At 61.4% G+C, this 22,210-nt stretch carries 22 protein-coding genes and 1 pseudogene; 11 read left to right on the top strand and 12 right to left on the bottom strand.

Features of this window, described 5'->3' with window-relative positions; translation table 11 throughout:
• Positions 1–15 precede the first annotated feature (15 nt).
• Complete coding sequence (locus D1646_RS03655) at positions 16–825, bottom strand: HAD-IIB family hydrolase (RefSeq protein WP_160635143.1); 810 nt, start codon at positions 823–825, stop codon at positions 16–18.
• Positions 826–1,236: 411 nt separating this feature from the next.
• On the opposite strand from D1646_RS03655, the gene D1646_RS03650 reads away from it, so the two are divergent.
• From D1646_RS03650 to D1646_RS03630, 5 genes are all read left to right on the top strand, one after another.
• Entirely contained in the window at positions 1,237–2,037 is an 801-nt protein-coding gene (locus D1646_RS03650; RefSeq protein WP_160635142.1) for a YlmH/Sll1252 family protein, read from the top strand.
• 260 nt (positions 2,038–2,297) lie between these two features.
• A complete protein-coding gene (locus D1646_RS03645; protein ID WP_160635141.1) occupies positions 2,298–4,025 on the top strand; it encodes an HlyD family efflux transporter periplasmic adaptor subunit in 1,728 nt (575 codons plus the stop codon).
• 12 nt (positions 4,026–4,037) lie between these two features.
• On the top strand, positions 4,038–4,733 hold the full coding sequence (locus D1646_RS03640; RefSeq protein WP_160635140.1) for an ABC transporter ATP-binding protein: 696 nt from the start codon (positions 4,038–4,040) through the stop codon (positions 4,731–4,733).
• Positions 4,730–5,965 carry an ABC transporter permease gene (locus tag D1646_RS03635; RefSeq protein WP_160635139.1) on the top strand — a complete coding sequence of 412 codons (1,236 nt, stop codon included), beginning with the start codon at positions 4,730–4,732 and terminating at the stop codon, positions 5,963–5,965. Before D1646_RS03640 ends, D1646_RS03635 begins: the two co-directional genes overlap by 4 nt.
• A gap of 165 nt (positions 5,966–6,130) precedes the next feature.
• On the top strand, positions 6,131–8,494 hold the full coding sequence (locus D1646_RS03630) for an S-layer homology domain-containing protein (RefSeq protein WP_160635138.1): 2,364 nt from the start codon (positions 6,131–6,133) through the stop codon (positions 8,492–8,494).
• Positions 8,495–8,562: 68 nt separating this feature from the next.
• On the opposite strand, the gene rsfS is transcribed toward D1646_RS03630, so the two are convergent.
• From rsfS to D1646_RS03580, 10 genes are all read right to left on the bottom strand, one after another.
• A complete protein-coding gene (gene rsfS, locus D1646_RS03625) occupies positions 8,563–8,952 on the bottom strand; it encodes a ribosome silencing factor (RefSeq protein WP_160635137.1) in 390 nt (129 codons plus the stop codon).
• 65 nt (positions 8,953–9,017) lie between these two features.
• Positions 9,018–10,610 carry an LCP family protein gene (locus tag D1646_RS03620; protein WP_160635136.1) on the bottom strand — a complete coding sequence of 531 codons (1,593 nt, stop codon included), beginning with the start codon at positions 10,608–10,610 and terminating at the stop codon, positions 9,018–9,020.
• 5 nt (positions 10,611–10,615) lie between these two features.
• Positions 10,616–11,827: a nicotinate (nicotinamide) nucleotide adenylyltransferase gene (gene nadD / locus D1646_RS03615; protein WP_160635135.1), complete on the bottom strand. Its 1,212-nt coding sequence runs from the start codon at positions 11,825–11,827 to the stop codon at positions 10,616–10,618.
• A gap of 45 nt (positions 11,828–11,872) precedes the next feature.
• Positions 11,873–12,328, bottom strand: a complete 456-nt coding sequence (locus D1646_RS03610) for a hypothetical protein (protein ID WP_160635134.1) — start codon at positions 12,326–12,328, stop codon at positions 11,873–11,875.
• 14 nt (positions 12,329–12,342) lie between these two features.
• Positions 12,343–12,666, bottom strand: coding sequence for a YhbY family RNA-binding protein (locus tag D1646_RS03605; RefSeq protein ID WP_160635133.1), 324 nt, complete (start codon positions 12,664–12,666; stop codon positions 12,343–12,345).
• Between the two features lie 39 nt (positions 12,667–12,705).
• On the bottom strand, positions 12,706–13,296 hold the full coding sequence (locus tag D1646_RS03600; protein WP_160635132.1) for an XTP/dITP diphosphatase: 591 nt from the start codon (positions 13,294–13,296) through the stop codon (positions 12,706–12,708).
• A gap of 220 nt (positions 13,297–13,516) precedes the next feature.
• Complete coding sequence (ftsY, locus tag D1646_RS03595) at positions 13,517–14,386, bottom strand: signal recognition particle-docking protein FtsY (protein WP_160635131.1); 870 nt, start codon at positions 14,384–14,386, stop codon at positions 13,517–13,519.
• 15 nt (positions 14,387–14,401) lie between these two features.
• Positions 14,402–14,707, bottom strand: a complete 306-nt coding sequence (locus D1646_RS03590; protein WP_160635130.1) for a hypothetical protein — start codon at positions 14,705–14,707, stop codon at positions 14,402–14,404.
• The gene (locus D1646_RS03585; RefSeq protein WP_160635129.1) at positions 14,707–14,988 is read right to left on the bottom strand and encodes a zinc ribbon domain-containing protein; all 282 of its coding nucleotides are present in this window, start codon (positions 14,986–14,988) and stop codon (positions 14,707–14,709) included. The genes D1646_RS03590 and D1646_RS03585 overlap by 1 nt, the downstream gene beginning before the upstream one ends.
• Positions 14,985–15,203 carry a helix-turn-helix transcriptional regulator gene (locus D1646_RS03580; RefSeq protein WP_160635128.1) on the bottom strand — a complete coding sequence of 73 codons (219 nt, stop codon included), beginning with the start codon at positions 15,201–15,203 and terminating at the stop codon, positions 14,985–14,987. The genes D1646_RS03585 and D1646_RS03580 overlap by 4 nt, the downstream gene beginning before the upstream one ends.
• 76 nt (positions 15,204–15,279) lie before the next feature.
• Between D1646_RS03580 and D1646_RS03575 the strand changes: the two genes are divergently transcribed.
• On the top strand, positions 15,280–15,549 hold the full coding sequence (locus D1646_RS03575; protein WP_160635127.1) for a hypothetical protein: 270 nt from the start codon (positions 15,280–15,282) through the stop codon (positions 15,547–15,549).
• A gap of 266 nt (positions 15,550–15,815) precedes the next feature.
• Here D1646_RS03575 and smc read toward each other — a convergent pair whose 3' ends face one another.
• Complete coding sequence (smc, locus tag D1646_RS03570) at positions 15,816–19,388, bottom strand: chromosome segregation protein SMC (RefSeq protein WP_160635126.1); 3,573 nt, start codon at positions 19,386–19,388, stop codon at positions 15,816–15,818.
• Positions 19,389–19,907: 519 nt separating this feature from the next.
• On the opposite strand from smc, the gene D1646_RS03565 reads away from it, so the two are divergent.
• From D1646_RS03565 to D1646_RS03545, 5 genes and pseudogenes are all read left to right on the top strand, one after another.
• Positions 19,908–20,339: a flavodoxin gene (locus D1646_RS03565; RefSeq protein WP_160635125.1), complete on the top strand. Its 432-nt coding sequence runs from the start codon at positions 19,908–19,910 to the stop codon at positions 20,337–20,339.
• Positions 20,333–20,920, top strand: coding sequence for a DUF3793 family protein (locus D1646_RS03560; RefSeq protein ID WP_347565124.1), 588 nt, complete (start codon positions 20,333–20,335; stop codon positions 20,918–20,920). Before D1646_RS03565 ends, D1646_RS03560 begins: the two co-directional genes overlap by 7 nt.
• 14 nt (positions 20,921–20,934) lie before the next feature.
• Positions 20,935–21,333 carry a metal-dependent transcriptional regulator gene (locus D1646_RS03555; RefSeq protein ID WP_160635124.1) on the top strand — a complete coding sequence of 133 codons (399 nt, stop codon included), beginning with the start codon at positions 20,935–20,937 and terminating at the stop codon, positions 21,331–21,333.
• A 207-nt stretch (positions 21,334–21,540) separates the two neighbouring features.
• On the top strand, positions 21,541–21,813 hold the full coding sequence (locus D1646_RS03550) for a DUF6110 family protein (protein WP_160635123.1): 273 nt from the start codon (positions 21,541–21,543) through the stop codon (positions 21,811–21,813).
• Positions 21,814–21,867: 54 nt separating this feature from the next.
• Positions 21,868–22,210: pseudogene (locus tag D1646_RS03545) on the top strand (hypothetical protein); the annotation flags it as partial.

Genomic DNA, 22,210 nt, shown 5'->3' with positions numbered 1-22,210 from the left:
TTTCTGTGGTGTTGCCTAATACAGCCCGTCCAAAAGGGCCACAATGTCCCCTATGACCCCCTCGTCACAGTGGCACAGCACCCTGGCCCCCCAGTCCTGCACCTCCCGGGCGCAGTTGGCGGGGGCAAAGGGGATGGCGGACAGGGCCAGCATGGGAATGTCGTTCTGATTATCGCCGACGCAGTAGACGTGCCCCGGGGCGATGTGCAGGTGGTCCGCCAGCCGTTGGACCATCCCCCCCTTATTGCTGCCGAAGTCGGTCATCTCCAGCAGATACCGGTTGGAGAAGATGACCTCGTAGGCACCGGGGAAGGTGTGCAGCATCCACCGCTGGACCCTTTGCAGATAGGGGAAATCCTGCTGGAGGATCACCTTGGTCCAGGGAACCGGGATGTCCGCGATACGCGTACACTGGATATAACCGGTGCCCACCTTGGCCATGTGGGAGTCGGTGACAGTGTTGGGCTGGAAGACGTAAATGTCCTCGCCGAAGTAGGCCTCAAAGCCGATCTCGGGAAACTGTTCGGCCAGCGCCTCCAGGTCGGCGGGGGCCTGAGGGCGCAGGAAGGTCTGGCAGATCATTTTGTTCTGGGCGAAGTCGTAGAGGGCGGAGCCGTTGGACAGCACCGCCGGAGCGTTCATGGGTACCAGGTGGGCAAAGGGGGCGAAGGTGCGGTGGGCTCTGCCGGTGGCCACGGCAAAGCGGCCCCCCTGATCGGTGAAGTAGCGGATGGCCTCCAGATTGCGCTCTGGAATGCGCAGGTCCAGGCCGTACAGAGTATCGTCAAAGTCGCTGGCCAGCAGCAGACCGTCAAATTTTCCCATGGAACCTCCTTTGTATGCGGAATGAATGATTGACAATGCCGGATATGCTGGGATATAATAGGTGTGCCCATCAGCCAGATGGGACTCAAGGCGCGTTGTTCATAACGGTAGGCGGTTTGTCCCCTGACAGGGGGCGCTTCTGCCCCCTGATCTCAGGAAAGGGGGGCTGTCCAATGGTTACATATTCGGAGCTGTTTCAGTATTCGCTCGTTATCATTGGTGTTATCGGTCTCTTCATTGCGGCTCATAACAAAAAGAAGTAACCGCCTCGCTTCCCCAAGCTACGGTTACTTCTTTTAACCACACGGGGGGCTGACCGCTTATCGACAGCGCCCTTCTGTTTCTATTATACCGCAAAGCCCTGTTTTGTCAAGGGGCACAGCGGATTTTGTGTGAGAGGAGAGGACAGGGATGACCAAAAAAGAACTGCTGGACCGCTGTGCCCGCAGCGGGGAGGAGCGCATCCTTCTGGCCCGGGTCCTGGACAAGCTGGAGCAGGCCCAGAGCCGGGGGGTCCCCGCCCGCACCGCCTTTCTCTCTCCGGCGGAGCAGGCGTCAGTGACCGGTCTGCTCAGCGCCCGGGGTCCGGCCCGGCATCTGTTCTGGGGCGGCTATCCGGACAGCGAGCGGTGCATCTGTCTGTTCCTGGCCCCCTGGCAGGAGGCGGAGGACCTGGTCCTCACCATGGACGAGCACCTGGCCGCCGTTCAGGCCCGCTTCCCGGAGGAGGCCGGGCTGACCCACCGGGATATTCTGGGCTCCCTCATGGGGCTGGGGCTGGAGCGGGAGCTGCTGGGGGACATCCTCCTGCCCCGGCCCGGGCTGTGTCAGGCGGCGGTGCTGCGGGAGACCCTGCCCATCCTCCTGTCCCAGTGGGAGGGAGCCGGGCGGCAGCGGATCCGCCTGGAGGAGATCCCCCTGTCGGAGCTAACCCCCATCCCGCCCCAGGTGAAGACCATCCGGGATACGGTGGCCGCCCTCCGGCTGGACGCGGTCCTCGCCGCCGGGTTTTCCATGTCCCGGAGCAAGGCGGCGGCGCTCATCGCCTCGGGCAGGGCTGCCGTCAACCACCGGGAGTGCCTCAAGTCCGACCGCCAGGTGGCCCAGGGGGATGTGATCTCCTGCCGGGGGCTGGGCAAGTTTGTGGTGAAGGAGGTCTCCGGTCAGTCCAAAAAGGGCCGTACCATGCTGATTTTAGAGCGATATCTGTAACTTGGGAGCCATTGGAATAAAATTAAAAATTTTCACGTGAAGCCCGGAACTTTTTTTCGGGTTTTTTCGTCTATTAAATAGACATGCTCTCAAAATCCGGAAATAGGCGTATCTTAAAAATTCTTTAAGAATTTGTAATCACTCTGTAATTGCCTATTTCAGGAGATGGGGCATATAATAGGGACTGATGGACAAACGCGGGACTGCCCACTGGCACAGCAGCCCCGGGCAGTACTGTTTTTGAAATGGAGGAAACCATTATGGCAGAAGTAAAAGAAACAGCCCCCGTACAGGATACGGCCATACAGGAGGCCCCACCCGCCGCATCCCCCAGACCCCCGGCAAAAAAGCCCTCGGGGAAGGGCAGGAAGAAGATGATAAAGCGGCTGATTGCCCTGGGGGTACTGCTGGCCATTGTGGCCGGGGCGGGCTTTGGCATGTGGTATCTGGTCTTCCGGGAGGACAACTCCCTGGGCCAGCCCCTCACCGACGTGGCCCAGCTCAACACCATCCAGAGCGTGGTCCAGGGCTACGGCAACGCGGTGCCCAAGGAGTCGGCGGCCATCACCCTCAACGCCGCCGGCACGGTGCAGGAGGTCTACGTCACCGTGGGCCAGACCGTCTGGGCCGGGGACCCGCTGTACACCATCGACAGTCAGGCCGCCCGGGACAACCTGCAAAAGGCCCAGGAGAAGCTGGACAGCCTGTACAAGGACATGGCCGACCTGCAAAAGCAGATGGACAACCTGACCGTCCGGGCCCCCTTCGCCGGGAAGCTCCAGGATGTGCAGGAGTTCCAGCCCGAGCAGGAGATCACCACCGGGATCAAGGTGGCGACCTTGGTCAACGACCGGAAGCTGAAGCTGTCTCTCTACTTCAGCTACGCCTATGAGGACGAGATCCACACCGGCCAGAGCGTAGACGTATCCATTCCCGCCGTAATGCGCTCCTTTTCCGGCACGGTGGAGGAGATCCACCGGGTGAGCTACATATCCCCCGAGGGGGCGGTCCACTTTGAGGCAGTCATCGTCTTCGACAATCCGGGAACCCTCACCGCCGAAATGGACGCCTCCGCCGTACTCACCGCCTCCGACGGCGGAAGGATCTACCCCTATGAGAACGGCAAAACTGAGTTCTACGAGACCCGCACCGTGGAGACCAAGGCGGGCGGCCCGGTGCTGGGCCAGGGCAACCTGCTCAACTACGCCGACGTTCAGGAGGGGGAGGCCCTGCTCTATCTGGGTTCCGACACCATCGAGTCAGACATCCGGGCCAAGCAGGAGCAGATTGACCAGGCCCAGGAGGACGTGACCAAGGCCCAGGAGGGGCTGCAAAACTTTAACGCCGTGGCCCCCATTGACGGCCAGGTCTTCTCCTGCACCCTGACTCCCGGCCAGGACGTGAAGGAGGGTGACACCGTCATTACCATCTCCAATACCACTACCATGGTGGTGGATATTCAGGTAGACAGCCGGAATATCGGCTTTATCCAGGCGGGCATGACCATGGAGCTCACCGACGACTACGGCAACCCGGTGATGGGCACCGTCACCAACGTGGCTATGCAGGGTGAGGTGGGCTCCGGAACCACCACCTACCCGGTGACCCTGGAGGTGGACAACTCCGGCGGCTCCATCTACAACGGCTCCTGGCTGAACTATAAACTGGTCACCGCCGAGGCGGTGGACTGCATCACCGTGCCCAACCAGTGCATCAAGCGGGTCAACGACCTGGAGGGCAACCCCCAGACGGTGGTCTTCATCCAGGCCGATGCCCAGCCGGACAACGCGGTGGAGCTGGACCCGGAGAGCATGGGGACCGATATGCCCACCGCCGAGGAGGGCTTCTGGCCGGTGCCAGTGACCACCGGACTGTCCGACACCTACAACTGCGAGATCACTGAGGGCCTGGAGATGGGCACCACCGTCTTCACCGGCCGCGGGACCGGCCAGGAGAACGGCATGGGCGGCGGAATCATGATCGGTTAAGGGGGCGCTCCCATGCTGATTGAAATACAGGATATCTTCAAAATCTACAACGAGGGGAAGGAGAGCGAGGTCCGGGCCCTGGACGGCGTCTCCCTCCAGATCGACCGGGGCGAGTTCGTGGCCATTGTGGGCCAGTCGGGCTCCGGCAAGTCCACTATGATGAACGTGCTGGGCTGCCTGGATATCCCCACCTACGGCACCTATCTGCTGGACGGCACCGAGGTCACCGACCTGACCGACCGCCAGCTGGCCCGTATCCGCAACCGGGAAATCGGCTTCATCTTTCAGGGCTACAACCTGATTCAGGAGCTGGACGCCCTGGAGAATGTGACCCTGCCCCTGATTTACCAGGGGGTGTCCGTCTTCGAGCGGGAGGACCGGGCCATGGAGGCGCTGGCCCGGGTGGGTATGGACAGCCGGGCCCACCACCGCCCCAGTGAGATGTCCGGCGGCCAGCAGCAGCGGGTTGCCATTGCCCGGGCCATTGCAACCCGTCCCCCTATCATTATGGCCGACGAGCCCACCGGCGCGCTGGACTCCAAAACGGGGCGGCACGTGCTGGAGATCCTCCGCCAGCTCAATGCGGAGGGCTCCACCATCATCCTGATCACCCACGACGACGGCATCGCCGCCCAGGCCCGCCGCCGGGTGCGGCTGACCGACGGCAGGATCGTCTCCGATGAGCGGATAAAGGAGGCGGCAGTATGAATTTAGTACAGGCCTTTAAAATGGCCTTCAAATCCATCTATGTGAAAAAGACCCGGTCCTTCCTCACCATGTTAGGCATTATCATCGGCGTGGCCTCAGTGGTTATCATGGTGTCGGTGGTGGCGGGCCAGAACAAGCAGCAGATGGCCTATATGGAGATGCAGGGCAACAATATCGTGCAGGTCAACGCCAGCTCCTGGACGGGCCAGGACATGGACGCCATCCTCAACGAGTATGTGGCCGCCCTGGACAAGAGCTTGGTGGTGGGTATCTCCCCGGATATCCAGCTGTGGAACGAGATGATCGTCCGCTACGGCGGCAAAAGCTATTCCACCAACAACTGGGAGACCTATGAGGATATGATCCAGGTGGTACTGGGCAACGACTCCTACGGCATCTGCAATAACTATGAGCTGGCCGACGGGCGGGAGCTGTCCTTCCTGGACATTGAGAAGGAGAACAACGTCTGCGTCCTGGGGGCCGGCATCAAGGAGAAGCTGTTTAACTACACCGACCCCCTGGGTGAGACCATCACCATCAACGGCCTGCCCTACCTGGTCATTGGCTGGTATCAGTCCAAGTCGGTGGAGGGCTGGGAGGAGGTAGACAATGTGGTCCTCCTGCCCTACACGGTAAACCGTACCCTGAACCAGAATCAGACCATCAGCAGATGGAAGGTGAAATGCGCCACCAGCGCTGCCACCAGTGAGGTAACGACCCGCATCCAGGGCTTTCTGGACGGCATGTTTCCCGTTGACGAAAACGGAATGCAGCAGGGGGGCTGGGGCAACGCCTACAGCAACAACACCTGGCAGGAGAGCCGGCAGGAATACGCCAGAATGCAGACCCTGGTCATGGGAGGCATCGCCTGTATCTCCCTGATTGTGGGCGGCATCGGCATTATGAACATTATGCTGGTCACCGTCACCGAGCGCACCCGGGAGATCGGCATCCGCAAGGCCATCGGCGCGGAGCGGCGGTCCATCATTGCCCAGTTCCTCATTGAGGCCGCTGTCATCTGCGGCATCGGCGGCATCCTGGGCATCATTATCGGGTGTATGGGCTCCCTCATCGCGGGGAAGTTCCTCCTCAACGGCATGATCCTCTGGCCCGCCCAGAGTATTGTACTGGGAGCCTTCCTCTTCTCGGTGGTGCTGGGCGTCATCTTCGGTATGTACCCCGCTGTGAAAGCCTCCGGGCTCCAGCCGGTGGAGGCCCTGCGGGCAGACTGATACGCGGCGTCAGCCGCCAGCGGGGGATTGTCGTCCTACAACGCACAACTTCGGGACCTTAGAATTACTTCTGACGGTCAATCCCCATCCGCTTCGCGGGAACCCTGGCGGAGCGAATCTCTCCACAATCCTACCGGCAACCAACAAAGAAAGGTGAGAAATTCTATGAGAAATACAAAACGGCTGACGGCGGCCATTTTGACAGCGGCGCTGGCTCTGGCGCTGCTGGTGCTGCCCGCGCCGGCTGCGCCCTCCTCCTTTGGCGACATCTCGGACAGCACCACCGCCGTCAACGCGGACATTCTGCGGCTGATGGGGGTTGTCACCGGCACAGGGGACGGCCGCTTTAATCCGGACGGAACCCTGACCCGGGCTCAATTCTGTACTATGGTGATCAATTTCCTCCAGAAGGGAGACGAGGTGGCCCAGTACGCCACCCGCACCATCTTCTCCGACGTGAAGGGAGACCACTGGGCCCGCAGCTATGTGAATCTGGCGGCCTCCTACAGCCCCGTGAAGGAGGGGGACAAGGACATTCCCCTCATCTCCGGGGTGGGCGACGGTCGGTTCCAGCCCGACAGCACCATCAGCCAGGCCGAGGCGGTGACCATTCTCCTTCGGGCTCTGCGCTACACCAGCCAGCAGACCGGCGCGGTGTGGCCCCAGGGCTTTATGAATCTGGCCGGTTCCATCGGGCTCACCGCCGGGCTGCCCGCCGACTACAGCGCCGGCATCAACCGGGCCCAGGCCGCCCAGCTCTTTGTCAACGCTCTGAAGTGCAAGGACGTGGACGGCAAGGTATACTATGAGAGCCTGGGCACCGTCCTCCCGGAGAAGACCATCATCCTGGCCGTCAACGTGGAGACCGACGACGGCAGCACCCGGGGGGCCATCCGCACCTCCAGCAACCAGAACTCCGAGGCCTACCTCCCCGCCCACGGGGATGGCAATCCCGCCTCCCTCCAGGGCAAGCGGGGGAACCTGGTTCTCAACGACAAGGAGGAGATCGTCACCTTCATCCCCGATGACTCCACCGCTGTCTCCATAACCCTGTCCGGCGACGCCCAGTCTACTTCGGTGAAGGACGTGAAGGGGGCCCAATACACCATCTCCGCCCGTACCCCAGTGTACACCGCCTCCGCCGGCCAGAGCACCAGTTATCTGGACGCCTATACGACCCTCTACGCCGGGACTCAGCTGATGCTCTACTCCGAGAAGGGCAAGGTGGTGGCCGTCTACGCCACCAGCACCGTCACCACGGCGGACTCCGACGCGGTGGTCATTCTGGAGCGGGCCACTGCCGCCTCCTTCCATAAGCTCACCGGCGGCGTCACCGACTTTAAGATTGTTAAGAACCGCCAGAGCGTGGGCCTGTCCGATATCAAGCCCTACGACGTGGTCACCTACGACCAGATGACCAACACCCTGGTGGTGTCCGACCTGCGCATCACCGCCACCTACGCCGACCCTAAGCCCTCCGCCAAGACTCCCCAGACCCTCAGTGTGGTGGGCAACGAGTTCCAGGTCCTGGAGAGCGCCTGGGATACCATCGGCGACCTGAAGCCCGGCGACAGCGTCTCCCTTCTCCTCACCGCCGACGGCAAGGTGGCCGGCATCCTCCCCTCCTCCCCCCAGACCCGCTCCACTGCGGTGGGCGTAGTGGAAGGCGGCTCCGCCAAGATCTTCCTGCCCAACGGGGGCACTATGACCCTCAGCGGCACCATCACCAACGGCGACAACCTACAGGGCCAGCTGGCCGTCATCACTGCGGGCAGCGACCACCTCAGCGCCGGACGGCTGTCTGAGAACCGCGCCCCTGGGGCCTTCCAGATTTCCTCCATGAAGCTGGGCAGCTACAATGTCTCCCCCGGCGTGCGCATCTTCGAACGGGTGAGCAGCGGGGCCACCGTGCCCATCAGCCTCAGCACTCTGACCATGGAGCAGATCGAGGTAGCCAATATCTACGCCTACCACATGAACAGCTCCAACGTGGTGGACTACATTGTCCTCCGGGAGGTCACCGGCAGCGCCTACATCTACGGCATGATGGTGGGCGGCTACTCCGGTGAGCCGGGCGGCGTGGACGAGGAGGGCAACACCATCCCCGACACCCAGCGCCACTCCTGGTACCTGCGCAACGGTTCCAGCGAGATCAGCTTCATCAGCGCCGCCACCTATGCGGGAGAGAGCGGCGATATGGTGGGCGTTATTGTGGGGACCCCCATCGGCAACACCGAGGGGAGCCAGCACACCCTCACCGGAGTTATCAAGCTGACCGAAATCACCGGCGTGAAAGGCAGCGACTTCTTCGAGAGTCAGGGCGCAAACTACGTCACCGCCAAGGGCGAGACCTACCGCATTGCCGACGATGTGGAGGGCTTCTACTGCCGCAGCAGCAGCAACCGGGTCGCCCAGGAGAACTGGCTCACCGGCGAGGACCGGCTGGCCGCCATCAAGGGCTACTCCCAGAGCTTTACCATCTACGTTGACCCTGTGGGCCAGCAGGTGCGCATCATCGAAGCGAAATAACCGCAATAAACCAACCCCCTGACACCGTGATCTGCGTCAGGGGGTTTTTTGTATATGGTGGAAATGAATCAGTGGGCGCTTCTCCAATTCTGCTGCCTGGGCAGCTCGTCGAGTACCTTAGCAATGTCGATCTCCTCCGCGTCGCTCCACAGCCGCTCTAGGTCATAGAACTTCCGGGCCTCGTCGGTAAACACGTGGACCACAACGCTGGAGAAATCCATCAGCAGCCAGGCGCCGCCCCGGTGCCCCTCGATGTGGTGGGCGTTCTCCCCGTTGGCCTCTGCCGCCTCCTCGCAGGCGTCGGACATGGCCTTTACCTGGGTGTTGGAGGTGGCGGTGCAGATGACAAAGTAGTCCGCCAGGGTCGTCAGCCCCTCCGTCTTCAGCACCTTGATCTCTCCGCCCTTTTTGCTGTCCAGCGCTCTGGCCAGCAGGACCGCCAATTCATAAGATTCCATGGTATTCTCCTCTCTTTTTAATCAATACCCAATTTCAATCACATCCGAAGGAACTTCCGCTGTCCTTACGCCGCCGCGCTGCTCTCTCCGGCATTTTCCGGCTCCACGATGACAGGAGCGGCATCCGAGGTCGGGTCAGGGAAAATCTCACTGGGGTCAATGGCGCTGATGTTGCCGGGCTTTGCATCCTCTCCCGGCTGGGAGATATCGCCGGACTCCCCACTCTCTCCAGGCTGAGACGTATCCCCGGACTCCCCGCTCTCTCCGGGCTGAGTGGTATCCCCAGGCGCCCCATTCTCGTCAGGCCGGGAGGTATCGCCCACATCTCCTCCGGGCTGGATTTCACCGCCGGGGTTCTCCCCCTCCGGCGGTTCCTGCTCCTCCGGGGCGGGCTCCTCCTCCTTGGGCTTGGCCACCGGGACCTGCCCCACGGTGGGGTCGGCCAGTGTGGCGTTGGTCACGTTGTAGCCGCCCCCACGCTTGCGGTACATCAGCTGCAAATCGCTGGCCTGGATCTCATCCTGGTAGGGGTTGATTCCGTCGTTGAGCACCTCCAGCAGCTCGTCCTGCCGGGCCAGAGCCAGGGCCGCGCCCTTGTAGGAGGTGTTGTCAAAGGGCATAGCCACAAATTTAACTCCGTTTTCAATGTCCATCCCCACCGCCAACTCGGCAAAGGCCAGAATGTTGCCGATGGACAGGTCAGTGCTCACGTTGTCCACAAAAATCTGGGCCAGGGCAGGCAGCTTCAGGAGAATATCCGGCTGGAGGCACTCCTTGATGACCGCCGTGAGGAAGTCCCGCTGAATCTGCGTACGGCCCGAGTCCCCCAGGATGTGGGTCCCGTTGTTGTTTTTCCGGAAACGGATGACCTCCATGGCGTCCCGTCCGCTGAGCAGCCGCAGGCCGGCCTTCTGGTGGATGTGCAGGTCCTGATAGGGGTCGTCGTAGTCCATGTCGAAGGGGACCTCAAACTCAACCCCGCCGATGGCGTCCACCAGCTCGCCGATGGCCTCCCACTCCACCAAGACATAGAAGTTGGGGTAGATACCGGTGAGCTTGCTCACCTCCTGTTTCAGGGCGGTCATGCCGTTTTCAACCCGCTCCTTCTCAGACAGGCTCCGCCCCCCCATGTTCCGGGCAAAGACCACATTCAGCCGCTTCTGGGCCCCAGCTTTCGCTGAGGTGTTTACCATGGTGTCCCGCAGCAGACTGATGGCGTTGATGGTCTTGCCCTTGGTGTCGTAGGTGATGAGGATCATGGTGTCGGTGGCCCCGCTGACCACGTCCCGCCCGGCCAGGAGGAAGGTATAGTAACCCGGCTTCTGACCGCTTCGGGTCACCTGGGGCAGCTCCGCCCCCGCATACTCCAGGCCGTTCCCCCCGGGCAGGTTTGCGGACAGGTCCCCCGGGGTGATCTGGGAGCCGTTCGCCACAGGTCCCGGCGGCACGGTGGGCACCTCGGGCAGTCTGATCCAGGACCGCAGGCACAGCGCAATCACCAAAATCACCGCCGCTGTGATCCCCAGCCCCAGGCACACCCGGTAGCGGATGCGCTGTCCCCGGCTCAGCCCGGCAACCCAGTTCCGATACCCCCGCCACCACCGGACCAGTGGGGAGGGGGCCTCCCGTTTTCCACGATGCTTGTTTGTCTCGCTCAATAGTCTCACCCTTCTGTTGTGACTCCATGCTCCCGCAGCCACGCCTGGGCCTGGAGCGTATTGCGGTGGACGGGCAGATTCCGGTCCTTCATCTCCTGGACGGTGGTCTCTACTCCCAGGAGGAGGGCCCTGTCCAGGTCCTGATAGGCCAGCTCCCGCAGGCGCTCCACCCCGTCAAAGGTTCGGTTGGGCTCCATGTAGTCGGCCACATAGAGTATCTTCTCCAGGACCGTCATATCCGCCTTGGCGGTGGTGTGCCAGAAAATGGCCTCGTACACCTCATCAGGTTCTCCAAAAATATGCCGGGCCATACACGCCCCCGTCTTGGAGTGGAGCAGCTTGGGAGCGGTGAGCTCCAGCTCGTCCAGGGGCACGCCGTACTGGCGGCAGATGGCGATGTGCTCCTCCCCGGTGAGGTATTTGGTGCAGTCATGGAGGATGCCCGCCCGCCGGGCCATGGTCTCGTCCGCCCCCCAGCGCCGGGCCAGGCGGACCGCCTCCTCCTCGGTGCCCCGAATGTGGCGCACCCGCTTTTCCAGCACCATGGAGTAGGAGCAGGCCCGCAGCTCCGGGATATCCAGGTGCTTTAAATCGGCGCGGGTCCCGTAGAGCTGATTGCGCAAAATGTACCCGTAGACGCCGGGAGTCAGGTACTGGGCCCCCTCCCCCTGGACCAGCAGCTCCCGCAGGCGGGTTGAGGAGATGTCCACCAGATTTGGAATCTCAATGGTCTTGACCTTGACCCAGGGCCAGCGCTCTTTCAGATATGCCTGCTGGGCCACAAAGCGCTCCGCCCGGTCCCGGGGACTGCGGCGGAATGTACACAGGTTGGCATTCTTCACAATGCGCTCCGGTTCGTGCCACTTGTGGAGGGTCAGGAACATGTCCGTCCCCAGAAGAAGCCAGAACTCCCCGTCCTGATACTCCTGGCGCAGGTCGAGCAGGGTGTCGGAGGTGTAGCTCTTACCCGGTCGGTCCAGCTCGATGGCGGACACCTCCACCTTGTCCGGCAGCAGAAGGGCGTCCGCCAGCTTCTCCGCCATTGCCAGCCGGTGCTCCGCCGTCGGGGTCCCGGGGGGGAGCTCCTTGTGGGGCGGGATGGCCGCCGGGATAATGAGCAGCTTATCCAGCCCCAGACTGTCGATGGCCGCCTGGGCTGCCGCCAAATGTCCCAAATGGGGCGGGTTGAAGGTCCCGCCATAGACTCCAATCTTCATTTCTGACACTCCCTCTTCTTCATTCAGAATGAACATGCAGAACGCTCAGGGCTGGGGAGACGGTTCTATCTCCGTCCCTCCGCTGGACAAGACACAATGAAGCAGCTCCGGCCACCACTCCCCGCTGTTCACAACGGGCCAGACAATCCCCCCGCCGGAGTTGAACACCATCCAATCGGGGCCCGCTACCAGCTCCCAGGGGCTCCCTCTCCCATCCAGAAAGCGGACGGAACAGGGGGCGGTGTTTGTCTGATAGGGAAAATAGTCGCCCCGGAAGGCCGGACGGACCTGGCAGCCCTCCAGGACCTCCTCCAGCGTCTTCGAATCCAGCCGGACATCAAATTCTCTGTCCTCAAACCCGTACCTGGTCTTTGGCTCAGATATAGGCCAGGCGACTTTTGTCAGGGGGCGGGGGAGATACCAGAAGAGCAGCCAGCCCGCCAGCATCAGCGCCGCCCCGGCCAGCCACCACCAGCGGCGGAAGAGCTGCTTGTTTCTCACGGCGCCGCACCTCCTTACGTCCGTCGCTTCCTGTCGCTCACCAAGACAATTTTATCCTTTTTGTCCTTCTTATGGCTTGGGCGATATAATATGAACTTTGTTCCAATCACCTGGACAATTTCGCTCCGGGTCAGGGGGGCCAGCTTCTCCGCCGCCTCCCGTGGGGAGAGGAGGGAGTTCTCCAGCACCTTGCCCTTGATGAGCTCCCGGGCCTCCAGGGCGTCGTTGGCCTGCTTGACCAGGTTGTCCCCGATGCCCTCCTTGCCCACGATCAGGATGGTGTCAATGCTGTTGGCCAGTCCCCGCAGCTGGGAGCGCTGTTTGCTTGTCAATTCCATTTCAAATCCTCATTTTTCACAATTTTTGCAGGGTGCGCTCTACTGATGCAAATACTCCTCCAGCTTGACCTGAAACGCCTCAATCGCCTTGCCCCGGTGGGAGATGGCGTTTTTCTCGTCAGCGGACAGCTGAGCGAAGGTCTTTTTCAGCTCCGGGACAAAGAACACTGGGTCATAGCCGAAGCCGCCCTCTCCTATGGGGGCGTAGGCGATGGTGCCGGGGCACTCCCCCCGGGCGGAGATCACATCCCCGTTGGGGAAGCAGCAGGTAATCACCGAGACAAATTTCGCCGCCCGGGTCATCTGGCCCCGCATATTCTCCAGCAACAGACGGTAGCGGGCCGCGTCGTCCAGCCCCTCGCCGCCGTAGCGGGCGGAGTACACCCCCGGGGCCCCGTTGAGGCAGTCCACGCACAGGCCGGAGTCGTCGGCAATGGCGGGCAGCCCGCTGGCCTCCATGACGGCCCTGGCCTTGAGCAGGGAGTTCTCCTCAAAGGTGGTCCCCGTCTCCTCCACCTCCACGTCAACTCCGGCCTCCGCCTCAGAGCAGACCTCAATTCCCAGGTGGGACAAAATGTCGTTCATCTCCACCAGCTTTTTCCTGTTCTTGCTGGCCAGTACCAGTTTCATACGGCCTTCCCCCTTATTCTACCATATTTTCTCATTCTGTCTATTGATATTCTATTAATTTTTATGCCGGCCCAGAGAGGAAAAACGAAGTTTTTCCAAAAAGTTTCTTTTGCTTCTTTCCCGCTTCGCGGCACTAAGAGTCCCTAAGCTCATACTCCGTATTCACTAAGGGACTCTATGTCTTTTCAAAGAAAAGAAGGTCCGTCCGGCGAGGACAAAATCAGATCAGCGCCTGGGCGAACTCCCGGGCGTCGAAGGGCCGCAGGTCGTCGATGCCCTCGCCCACCCCGGCGTACTTCACCGGGACCCCCAGCTCTTTGGCGATGGCGATGGCGATGCCCCCCTTGGCGGTGCCGTCCAGCTTGGTGAGGACGATGCCGGTGATCCCCGCCGCCTCCTTAAACTGCTTGGCCTGGATCAGCCCGTTCTGGCCGGTGGTGGCGTCCAGCACCAGGAGGGTCTCCCGGGCGCAGCCGGGCAGCTCCCGGTCGATGACCCGGCTGATTTTGTTCAGCTCGTTCATTAGGTTCTGCTTGTTATGGAGCCGGCCGGCGGTGTCCACCAGCACCACGTCGGACCCCCGGGCCTTGGCGGCGGACATGGCGTCAAAGACCACGGCGGCGGGGTCGGCCCCCTCCTGCTGCTTGATGATGTCAACCCCCGCCCGGTCCGCCCAGATGGTCAGCTGCTCGGCGGCGGCAGCCCGGAAGGTGTCGGCGGCGCAGAAGAGCACCTTCTTCCGCTGGGCCCGGAGCTGGCGGCCAATCTTTCCAATGGTGGTGGTCTTGCCCACGCCGTTGACCCCGATGAACAGCACCACCGAGGGCCTGGTGGACAGGTTCAGCGCCAGCTCCCCCGCGCTGAGGGTGTCGGTGATGACGTTTACCATCACCTCCCGGGCTCCCTCCACCGTCTTCACGCCCTCCCGCTTGACCCGGCGGCGCAGCTCCTCCACCAGCTCCAAAGTCACGTCCATGCCGGTGTCCGCCAGGATCAGCGACTCCTCCAGCTCATCGTAGAACTCGTCGGTGAGCTCGGAGCCGAAGCCGGCAAAAATGTTGATTTTTTTCAGCTTGTCAAAAAAGCCCATAGGTCCTTCCCTCTCTTACCAGTTTTCGTTTTTGACCCCACATTGGGGACACTTGGGGTAGTCCATCTCATAGAGGATCCCGCAGCCGGTACAGCGGGTCTGAGCGATGCGCCCGGCCTCCTCCCCCTCACGGTCGAAGAAATCCCCCCGGAAAAACTCCAGCCTGCCGCACTTGGGACAGCTGAAAATGGCTGTCTCCAGCGCGCCGGACAGAAGATTGTCCAGACCGCCCAGGAATAGACCTGTCTGGCCCAGCTGTATTTTTTCCCGGGTCATAAATTCCATCTCCATGCCGCAGCGCAGACATTTTAATGCTTCCATCACTCCACCTTCTTTCCGCAGTACGGGCAGAACTGGCCCCACTGGAAGCTGTCCGGCAGCTCCCTGCCGCAGTGGACGCAGAAGCTGGGGGCCTCCGCCTCTCCGCTCTGGACGGCGCTCTGAGAGAAGGATCCGCTCGGCGCAGTGTCCGGGATGTCTTGGTGTATGGCCGCCCCCAGCCCCCAGAATACAAGCTTGACCCCCGCAAACAGCACCGCAATCAAAAGGATGTCGCCAATGATCCCTTTCCAGTCACCGATCTTTTTCTCGTTTTCGTTCAAAATGACCCTCCAATCCAGTCCCGGCCCACCAGCTCGTCCAGACTGACCATGAAGAAGTCGGCCAGCTTGATAAGTTGAGTAATGGACGGCTCACTTCTGCCACCTTCATAATTTTGATAGGTTCTAAGGTTAATACCCAAATATTCCGCAGCTTCTCGCTGCTTTTTTTTTGATTCCTTTCGAATCGACTTCAGCGAATCAGAAAATTGACTCATTTTTAAAACTCCCACTTGACGTAGTAAAAACTGCCGTATATAATATGAACATATTCACACATAAGGAAGGTACAAAATGGATTTCCACATTTTAGAAATGCTCTACAGTATTCCGGACCTGCAAGACCTATCATACCAGATTTACCGGCAAATACCAGAGCGAATTTCACAGGAAAAACTGCTGGACCAGGTCTGGCAGGAGTGCCAGGCAGTTCCTGATCCCCATGTCCAGGAGCTTTTCCACAAACTGGAGGACGCCGAAAACAGTATTGGCGACCTCCAGGAACGGGCAGCCTTCTTCGCTGGGCTCTACTTCGGACAGGAACTATCCCAGAGCGGCCTGTAGGACGGGACGCCCCCGGTCCACCACCCTTTCACCCCTGCGCCAGCAGGGGCGGGCCCCTTTGAAAAGGGGCTCCCGCGAAGCGGGTGGGGATTGATTTGCTGGCACTGCTTCGACTTAAAATCTAAAATAGAAGATAGTCTGCCGATGACAATCCCCCGCCCTCGCTTCGCTCAGGGGCCCCCTTGGCCAAAGGGGGCAAGCGGCTTCGCCGCTTGGGGGGCCCTGCTCCGCAGGGCCCATCCCCCGCTGCCAAAAGGGGCGCGCCCCTATTTAATATTCAATTCCTTCTCCACGTCATTCAAATTGATGGTGAGCATTCGGGACACGCCCTGTTCCTGCATGGTGACGCCGTAGAGCACGTCGGCCTCCTCCATGGTACCCCGGCGGTGGGTTATCACGATGAACTGGGTCTTGGCGGACATGGTGCGCATATAGTGGGCGAAGCGGACCACGTTGGCGTCGTCCAGGGCGGCCTCGATCTCGTCCATGACCACGAAGGGGGTTGGCCGGACCTTCAAAATGGCGAAGTACAGGGCGATGGCCACAAAGGCCTTCTCGCCGCCGGAGAGCAAAGTGATGATTTTCAGCGCCTTACCCGGGGGCTGGACCTTGATCTCGATGCCGCAGTTGAGGATGTCGTCGGGGTCCTCCAACTCCAGGGTCGCCTTGCCGCCGCCGAAGAGCTCCAGGAAGGTCTGTCCGAAGGCCTCGTTGATGGTGTCAAACTCCCGCTGGAAGATTGTCTTCATCTCGTTGGTGATGGAGGCGATGATCTCCTCCAGCTCCCGCTTGGCCTTGTCCACATCGTCCCGCTGGTCGGTGAGGTAGGTGTAGCGCTCGTTGACCCGCTGGAACTCCTCAATAGCCCCCACGTTCACGCTGCCCAAAGCCGAGATGGCCCGTTTCAGCTCGGCGATGCGGCGGCTGGCCTTCTGCACCGACTCAATCTCAACCCGCTGCTGCCGGGCGGCCTCGTGGCTGAGCTCGTAGTTCTCCCACAGCTTGTCCAGCAGCTGCTTCTCCTCCAGGGAGGCGGCCACCTTCTTCTGCTCCAGGCGGGAGACCTCCCCCTCGGTGCGCAGCAGCTCCTCGTTGAGGGACTGGCTCTCTCTGGTGGCCTTCACCCGCTGGCCCTCCAGGTCAAGCTTCTCCTGATTCAGCTGGGCAATGGCCTGGTTCTGCCTCTGGTTCTCCTCCAGGAGAGCGGTGAGGGCGGCCTCTTTCTCTCCAATTTCCGCCGTAAATCCGGCGTTCTTCTCCTCGTAGTCTGCCATCAGGGCCCGGCTCTGGTTCCGGTCCCCTGCCATATTCTTCTTCAGCTCCTCCAGCTCCGTCAGGCCGGAACGAGTCGCCTCCCGCTCCGCCTCCAGAGCGGCCTGGGCGGCGGTGAGCTGGGCCGCCTCCTGGGTGATGCGGGCAGACCGCTCCTGGACCTCGCTCTGCCCCTTGGCCTTGCCCTCCGCCTCGCTCTTCAGGGCGGCGGTCTCCCCCTCCAGGGTCTGGATGCGCGCCCGGGCGGCCTGGGTGTCGGTCTCGATCTGGGCGGCCCGGCTTTTCAGCTGCTCCAGCTCCTCCTGCTGTATCCCCTGCTGGCGCTCCAGCTCGGCGGTCACTGTACGGCGCTGGGACAGCTCGCCCTCCGCCTTCAAAATGGCGTCCTCCCACTGGCGCAGCTGGCTCTGGGCGGTCTCCAGCTGGTAGTTGGCGGCGGTGGACTCCCGCTCTGCCTCGGCCATGGCCCGCTTGCCCTCCTCCAGCCGGGCCTGAATGCCGGAGAGCTGCTTGTTCAGCCGCTCCAGCTCGTTGGCCCGGCTCAAAATTCCGGCACTGCGGCTGGCGGAACCGCCGGTCATGGACCCGCCGGGGTTCAGCACCTGGCCGTCCAGGGTCACAATGCGGAAGGAGTAGCCGTATTTCCGGGCCGCGGCAATGGCGGCGTCCAGGTTCTCCATCACAGCAACCCGGCCCAGCAGATTGGAGAACACATTTTTATAATAGGGGTCGAAGGAGATGAGCTGGTCGCCCACTCCCACAAAGCCGGGCTCCTGGCGCAGGCGGTCGGCGTCCCGGAGAAAGCCCGGGCGGATGGAGCTGACGGGCAGGATGGTGGCCCGGCCCCCGTCCCGGCGCTTCAAATACTGGATGACCGCCTTGCCGTCCTCCTCCCGGTCCACCACGATGTTCTGCATGGCGCCGCCCAGGGCGGTCTCAATGGCCACGGTGTACTGGTCTGGCACCTTCAGCAGGTCGGCCACTGGGCCCCGGATGTTTTGCAGGGTCCCCCGCTGGGCCTCGTTCATCACCAGTTTGACAGCCCGGGTATAGCCCTCGTGTTCCCGCTCCATCTCGGAGAGGAGCTTGATGCGGGAGGTGAGGGCGTTCTCCTCCATTTGCAGCTTCATGTGGGCGTCCTTGGTCTGCTCCCACTTCTTCCGGCGGGACTCCATGCGCAGCTGGTAGCCCTGGATAACATTCTTAACCGCGTCCCGCTCCTCCACCGCGTCGTCGTACTTCCGTTTGGCGGTGCGGACCTCCTTTTGGGCTTCCTCCAGGCGGTCGGACAGCTCGTGGGCCTCCCGGCGCACCGTCTCGTCCCGGTCCATCACCTCCTGGGCGGCGGCGGCCAGGGCGGACAGCAGGGCTTTGGCCTCGGCGGCTCCGGCGCTGCCCAGGTCAGCCTTGCTCCGCAGCTCCTCCAGCTCATGGGCCAGAGTCCCCGCAGAGCGGGCGGCCTCCTCCGCCTCCCGGCTCTTGGCCTCCAGGGCGGCCCGGCCCGCCTCCAGCTGCTCCTCAATCTCCGCCAGACGGCTCCTGCGCTGGGCAATCTGCCCGGCCAGAGATCCCTCCCGGTCCTCCTGCTGCTCCAAGTCGGCCTTAATGCGCTGGGCGGACTCCAGATTGTGCTGGATGCTGCTCTTCAACACCGCAATGGCCGACTCCAGCTCGTTGGCCTGGGCCTGCCGGGACTGCATGGAAAAGCGCAGCCGGTCGGCCTCCACGTCCTTGGTGTGCATCTCCTCCGAAAACTGCTCGGCGGCGGCGTAGGCCTTCTCCTGGGCGGTTTTGACCTCCTCCTTCCGCCGGGCAGCCTCCTGGTAATCCGCCTCCAGCTTGATATTGCTGGCCCGGATGCGCTCCAGACTGTCCAGCCACACTGAAATCTCCAGCCCCCGCAGCTCGTCCCGGAGCACCAGGAATTTTTTCGCCTTCCCGCTCTGCTCCCGCAGGGGCTCCACCTGAAGCTCCAGCTCGGAGATCTTGTCGTTGATGCGCACCAGGTTCTCGTCGGTACGCTCCAGCTTCCGCTCCGCCTCCTCCTTCCGGTGGCGGAACCGGGAGATGCCGGCGGCCTCCTCAAAGACCTCCCGGCGGTCGGCGGACTTTACCGACAGAATTTCGTCAATGCGCCCCTGGCCGATGATGGAGTAGCCCTCCCGGCCCAGACCGGTGTCCATGAACAGCTCGTTCACGTCCTTCAGCCGGACAGAGCGGCGGTTAATATAGTACTCGCTCTCCCCGGAGCGGTAGTACCGGCGGGTCACCATCACCTCGCTCTCCTCCATGTCGAAGAGGTGGGAGGTGTTGTCCAGCACCAGGGACACCTCAGCGTAGCCTGTCTGCTTGCGCTTGGCGGTGCCGCCGAAGATCACGTCCTCCATCTTCCCCCCCCGCAGGGCCCGGGTGGACTGCTCCCCCATCACCCAGCGGATGGCGTCGGAGATGTTGGACTTGCCCGAACCGTTGGGGCCCACAATGGCGGTGATATCCTCGCCGAAGGTAAGCACCGTTTTATCGGGAAAGGATTTGAAGCCCTGGATTTCCAATGCTTTTAGGTACATACTCTCACCCGCCTCTCTGCACAGGCCATGCAAGCCTTACGCACATGGATGTTTAGAATTGACTGCCAACATCCTGATTCATTGACAGTCAAGCTGTCTTTGTGTTTTGTCGTAATATATGCCCCTTTCTGCGATAGCCGGAACATAATATAACAAAGTATTATAGCATAAGTAGGTATCAATTTCAACACAACGCCTTAAATTTCGTTTCAGTGATCCACATATTTTTCCAGTTTCCCGCCTTTGCTCTACTCCACAGCCGGCAGGGCTCCAGCGTGCGCACTGGAGGGCTTTTTTCCAAGGTGCGGCAGCGCAGGATGGAACAAAATTGATCTGAGGTCTTGACAAAGCGCCCTGCATGTGATATTTTAATTCCGCAGTTAGTTTGCACTAACCTTTTGTGGCACAATGACCTCCTGTTTTCTCCCCCCCAAGGTCCCTCCCCTTGGGGCTTCTCTCCCCGCAAAAGTTAGCTTTAACTAACTACAACCAAAAATATTCCATAAAGGAGTGTGCCAAATGAACAAGATCGCAATTGTATTCTGGAGCGGGACCGGCAACACGGAGACCATGGCCAACTGCATCGCCGAGGGGGTCCGGGCCGCCGGCGGCGAGGCGGAGCTGATGGGACCCGAGGACTTCTCCGCCGGACAGTTCACCAGCTACAGCGCCGTGGCCTTCGGCTGTCCCGCTATGGGCAGCGAGGTACTGGAGGAGATGGAGTTTGAGCCCATGTTTGCCGGGCTGGAGGGCGCTCTCAGCGGCAAGCGGATCGCCCTGTTTGGCTCCTACGGCTGGGGGGACGGCCAGTGGATGCGGGACTGGTGCGCCCGCTGCGACAGCGCCGGAGCCTACCTGCTGGACGAAAACGGGCTGATGCTCAACGAAACGCCGGATCCATCCGGCGAGGATGCCTGTAAAGAGCTGGGCAGAAGGCTGGCGGCGTGGTAAGCCAGGGGGCGGGGACATCCCGGAGTTTTGAGGCTGTGCTGGTCCGGCAGTGCGCCCCCACGCTGGCCGGAATGAAGCCGGGGAGCCTCTTCTGTTTTCACCATTCCCCGCCGGAGGTCCTCCGCCGGAAGGTATGCCAGTGGAATGAGCGTCTGGCTCCTCTGGGCCTCACCGTCCAAATCCTCCTGGAGCGCCCCGGCGCGGGCTCAGCTATTATCTATGTGTACCGGCGAAATCATCTGGAGCAGCTGCTGTCCGGCGGCGCACACCAGGAGTTTTTGCGGAATGTGGGCTACACAGGTACGGACCTGGACAGTCTGCTGCCGCAGCTGGCCCGCCGCCTGGAGCGTCAGCCGGAATTTCCCCACGAGATCGGCCTGTTTCTGGGCTACCCCCTCCGGGATGTGATCGGCTTCATTGAAAATCGGGGGCGGAACTTTACCTGCTGCGGATTCTGGAAGTCCTACGGCGACCCGGCGGAGATGCAGGTGTGCTTTGCCTGCTACCGCAGGTGTATCCAGAGCTATGTGGCCATGTTTGAGCGGGGAATCCCCATTGAGCAGCTGGCTGTGCCGGCATAAAAGGAGAATCGGATATGGAATTGCACGCGTCTGGGGAGGACTATTTGGAAGCGGTTTTGATTTGGGGGCAGCGTATGGGGCGGGGCCGGGCTGTGGATGTGGCGCGGTATCTGGGCTTTGCCAAGACCAGCTTCAGTCATGGACTGCGGCTTCTGCTCCAGGGCGGTTTCCTGACCAGGGACGGAGACGGCTATCTGTATTTCACCGAGGCCGGGCGGGAGACAGCGGAGAAAATTTATGCCAGACACCGCTTTTTTACCCAGTGGCTGATTGGGGCAGGCGTTGCGCCGGATGTCGCCGAGCAGGACGCCTGCCGCATGGAGTACGCCATCAGTGAGGAGAGCTTTCGCAAGCTGATGCAGGCGCTGGCGGACCCGGAGCACGGTGAAATAAATGCCCACAGTTCGTCTTGACTCCCCGGGTTTTTGACCGATATAATCCATATATTGCAGGCCGGCATCCATTCCCGCCGGCAAAAAGGGCGGCTCTCCGTCAGATGGAGGTGATTTCAATGAAGCAGCACCGGTTCTGGGCCTGGGGCGCCGTCTTTTGTATGGTTATGGTAATGCTCACTGGGTACAAGCACAAGTGAGCAAGGCAGAAAATCAGGAGGAGATTTTATGGATTGTGATAAGTGTGTCAAAAATCTGGCCGTCTTCGCAGGCGGGGTTCTGTTCGGCTCCGCCGGACTGAAGCTGCTGTCCAGCCGGGACGCCAAAAAAGCCTATACCCACGCCACAGCCGCCGCTCTGCGGATGAAGGAGTCGGTCATGGAGACCGTGACCACGGTGCAGGAAAATGCCGCCGATATCCTGGCCTCGGCCAAGGACCTGAACGCCCAGCGGGCGGAGGAGGAAGCTGCGGACGCCTCTGAACCGACAGAGGAGACCTGATCCACACACAGGACAGGGGGCTGCGGCCCCCGTCCTTTTTCTTTGGGGGTTACAATGAACATCATCATCAAACACAAAAACCGGGGCCGCATCCGGGTTCAGCTGGCCCAATCCCGGATGTCCCCGGAGCAGGCCGATCTGCTGGAGTGCTATCTCCAGGGCCTGCCCCAGGTCCTCCACGCCACCGTCCATGAGCGGACCCGCTGCGCCATTGTGGTGTATCGGGGCCCTCAGGCGGAGCTGCTTCGCGCGTTTCAGCGGTTCTCCTACCAGATGGAAACTCTGCATCCTCCCCTCAGCAGCCGGGCGCTCAACCGAACCTATGAGGAAAAGCTGGTGGGTATGGTAGCCGCGATACGGTGCAATCAGAACGCATTTCGGTACTTTGGAGGATACT

This window comes from Pseudoflavonifractor sp. 60 (genome assembly GCF_009911645.1).
In the GTDB taxonomy this organism is placed as follows: Bacteria; Bacillota; Clostridia; order Oscillospirales; family Oscillospiraceae; genus Lawsonibacter.
The sequence above is the reverse complement of the archived record's forward strand: the minus strand, read 5'-3'. Positions and strand labels throughout refer to the sequence as shown.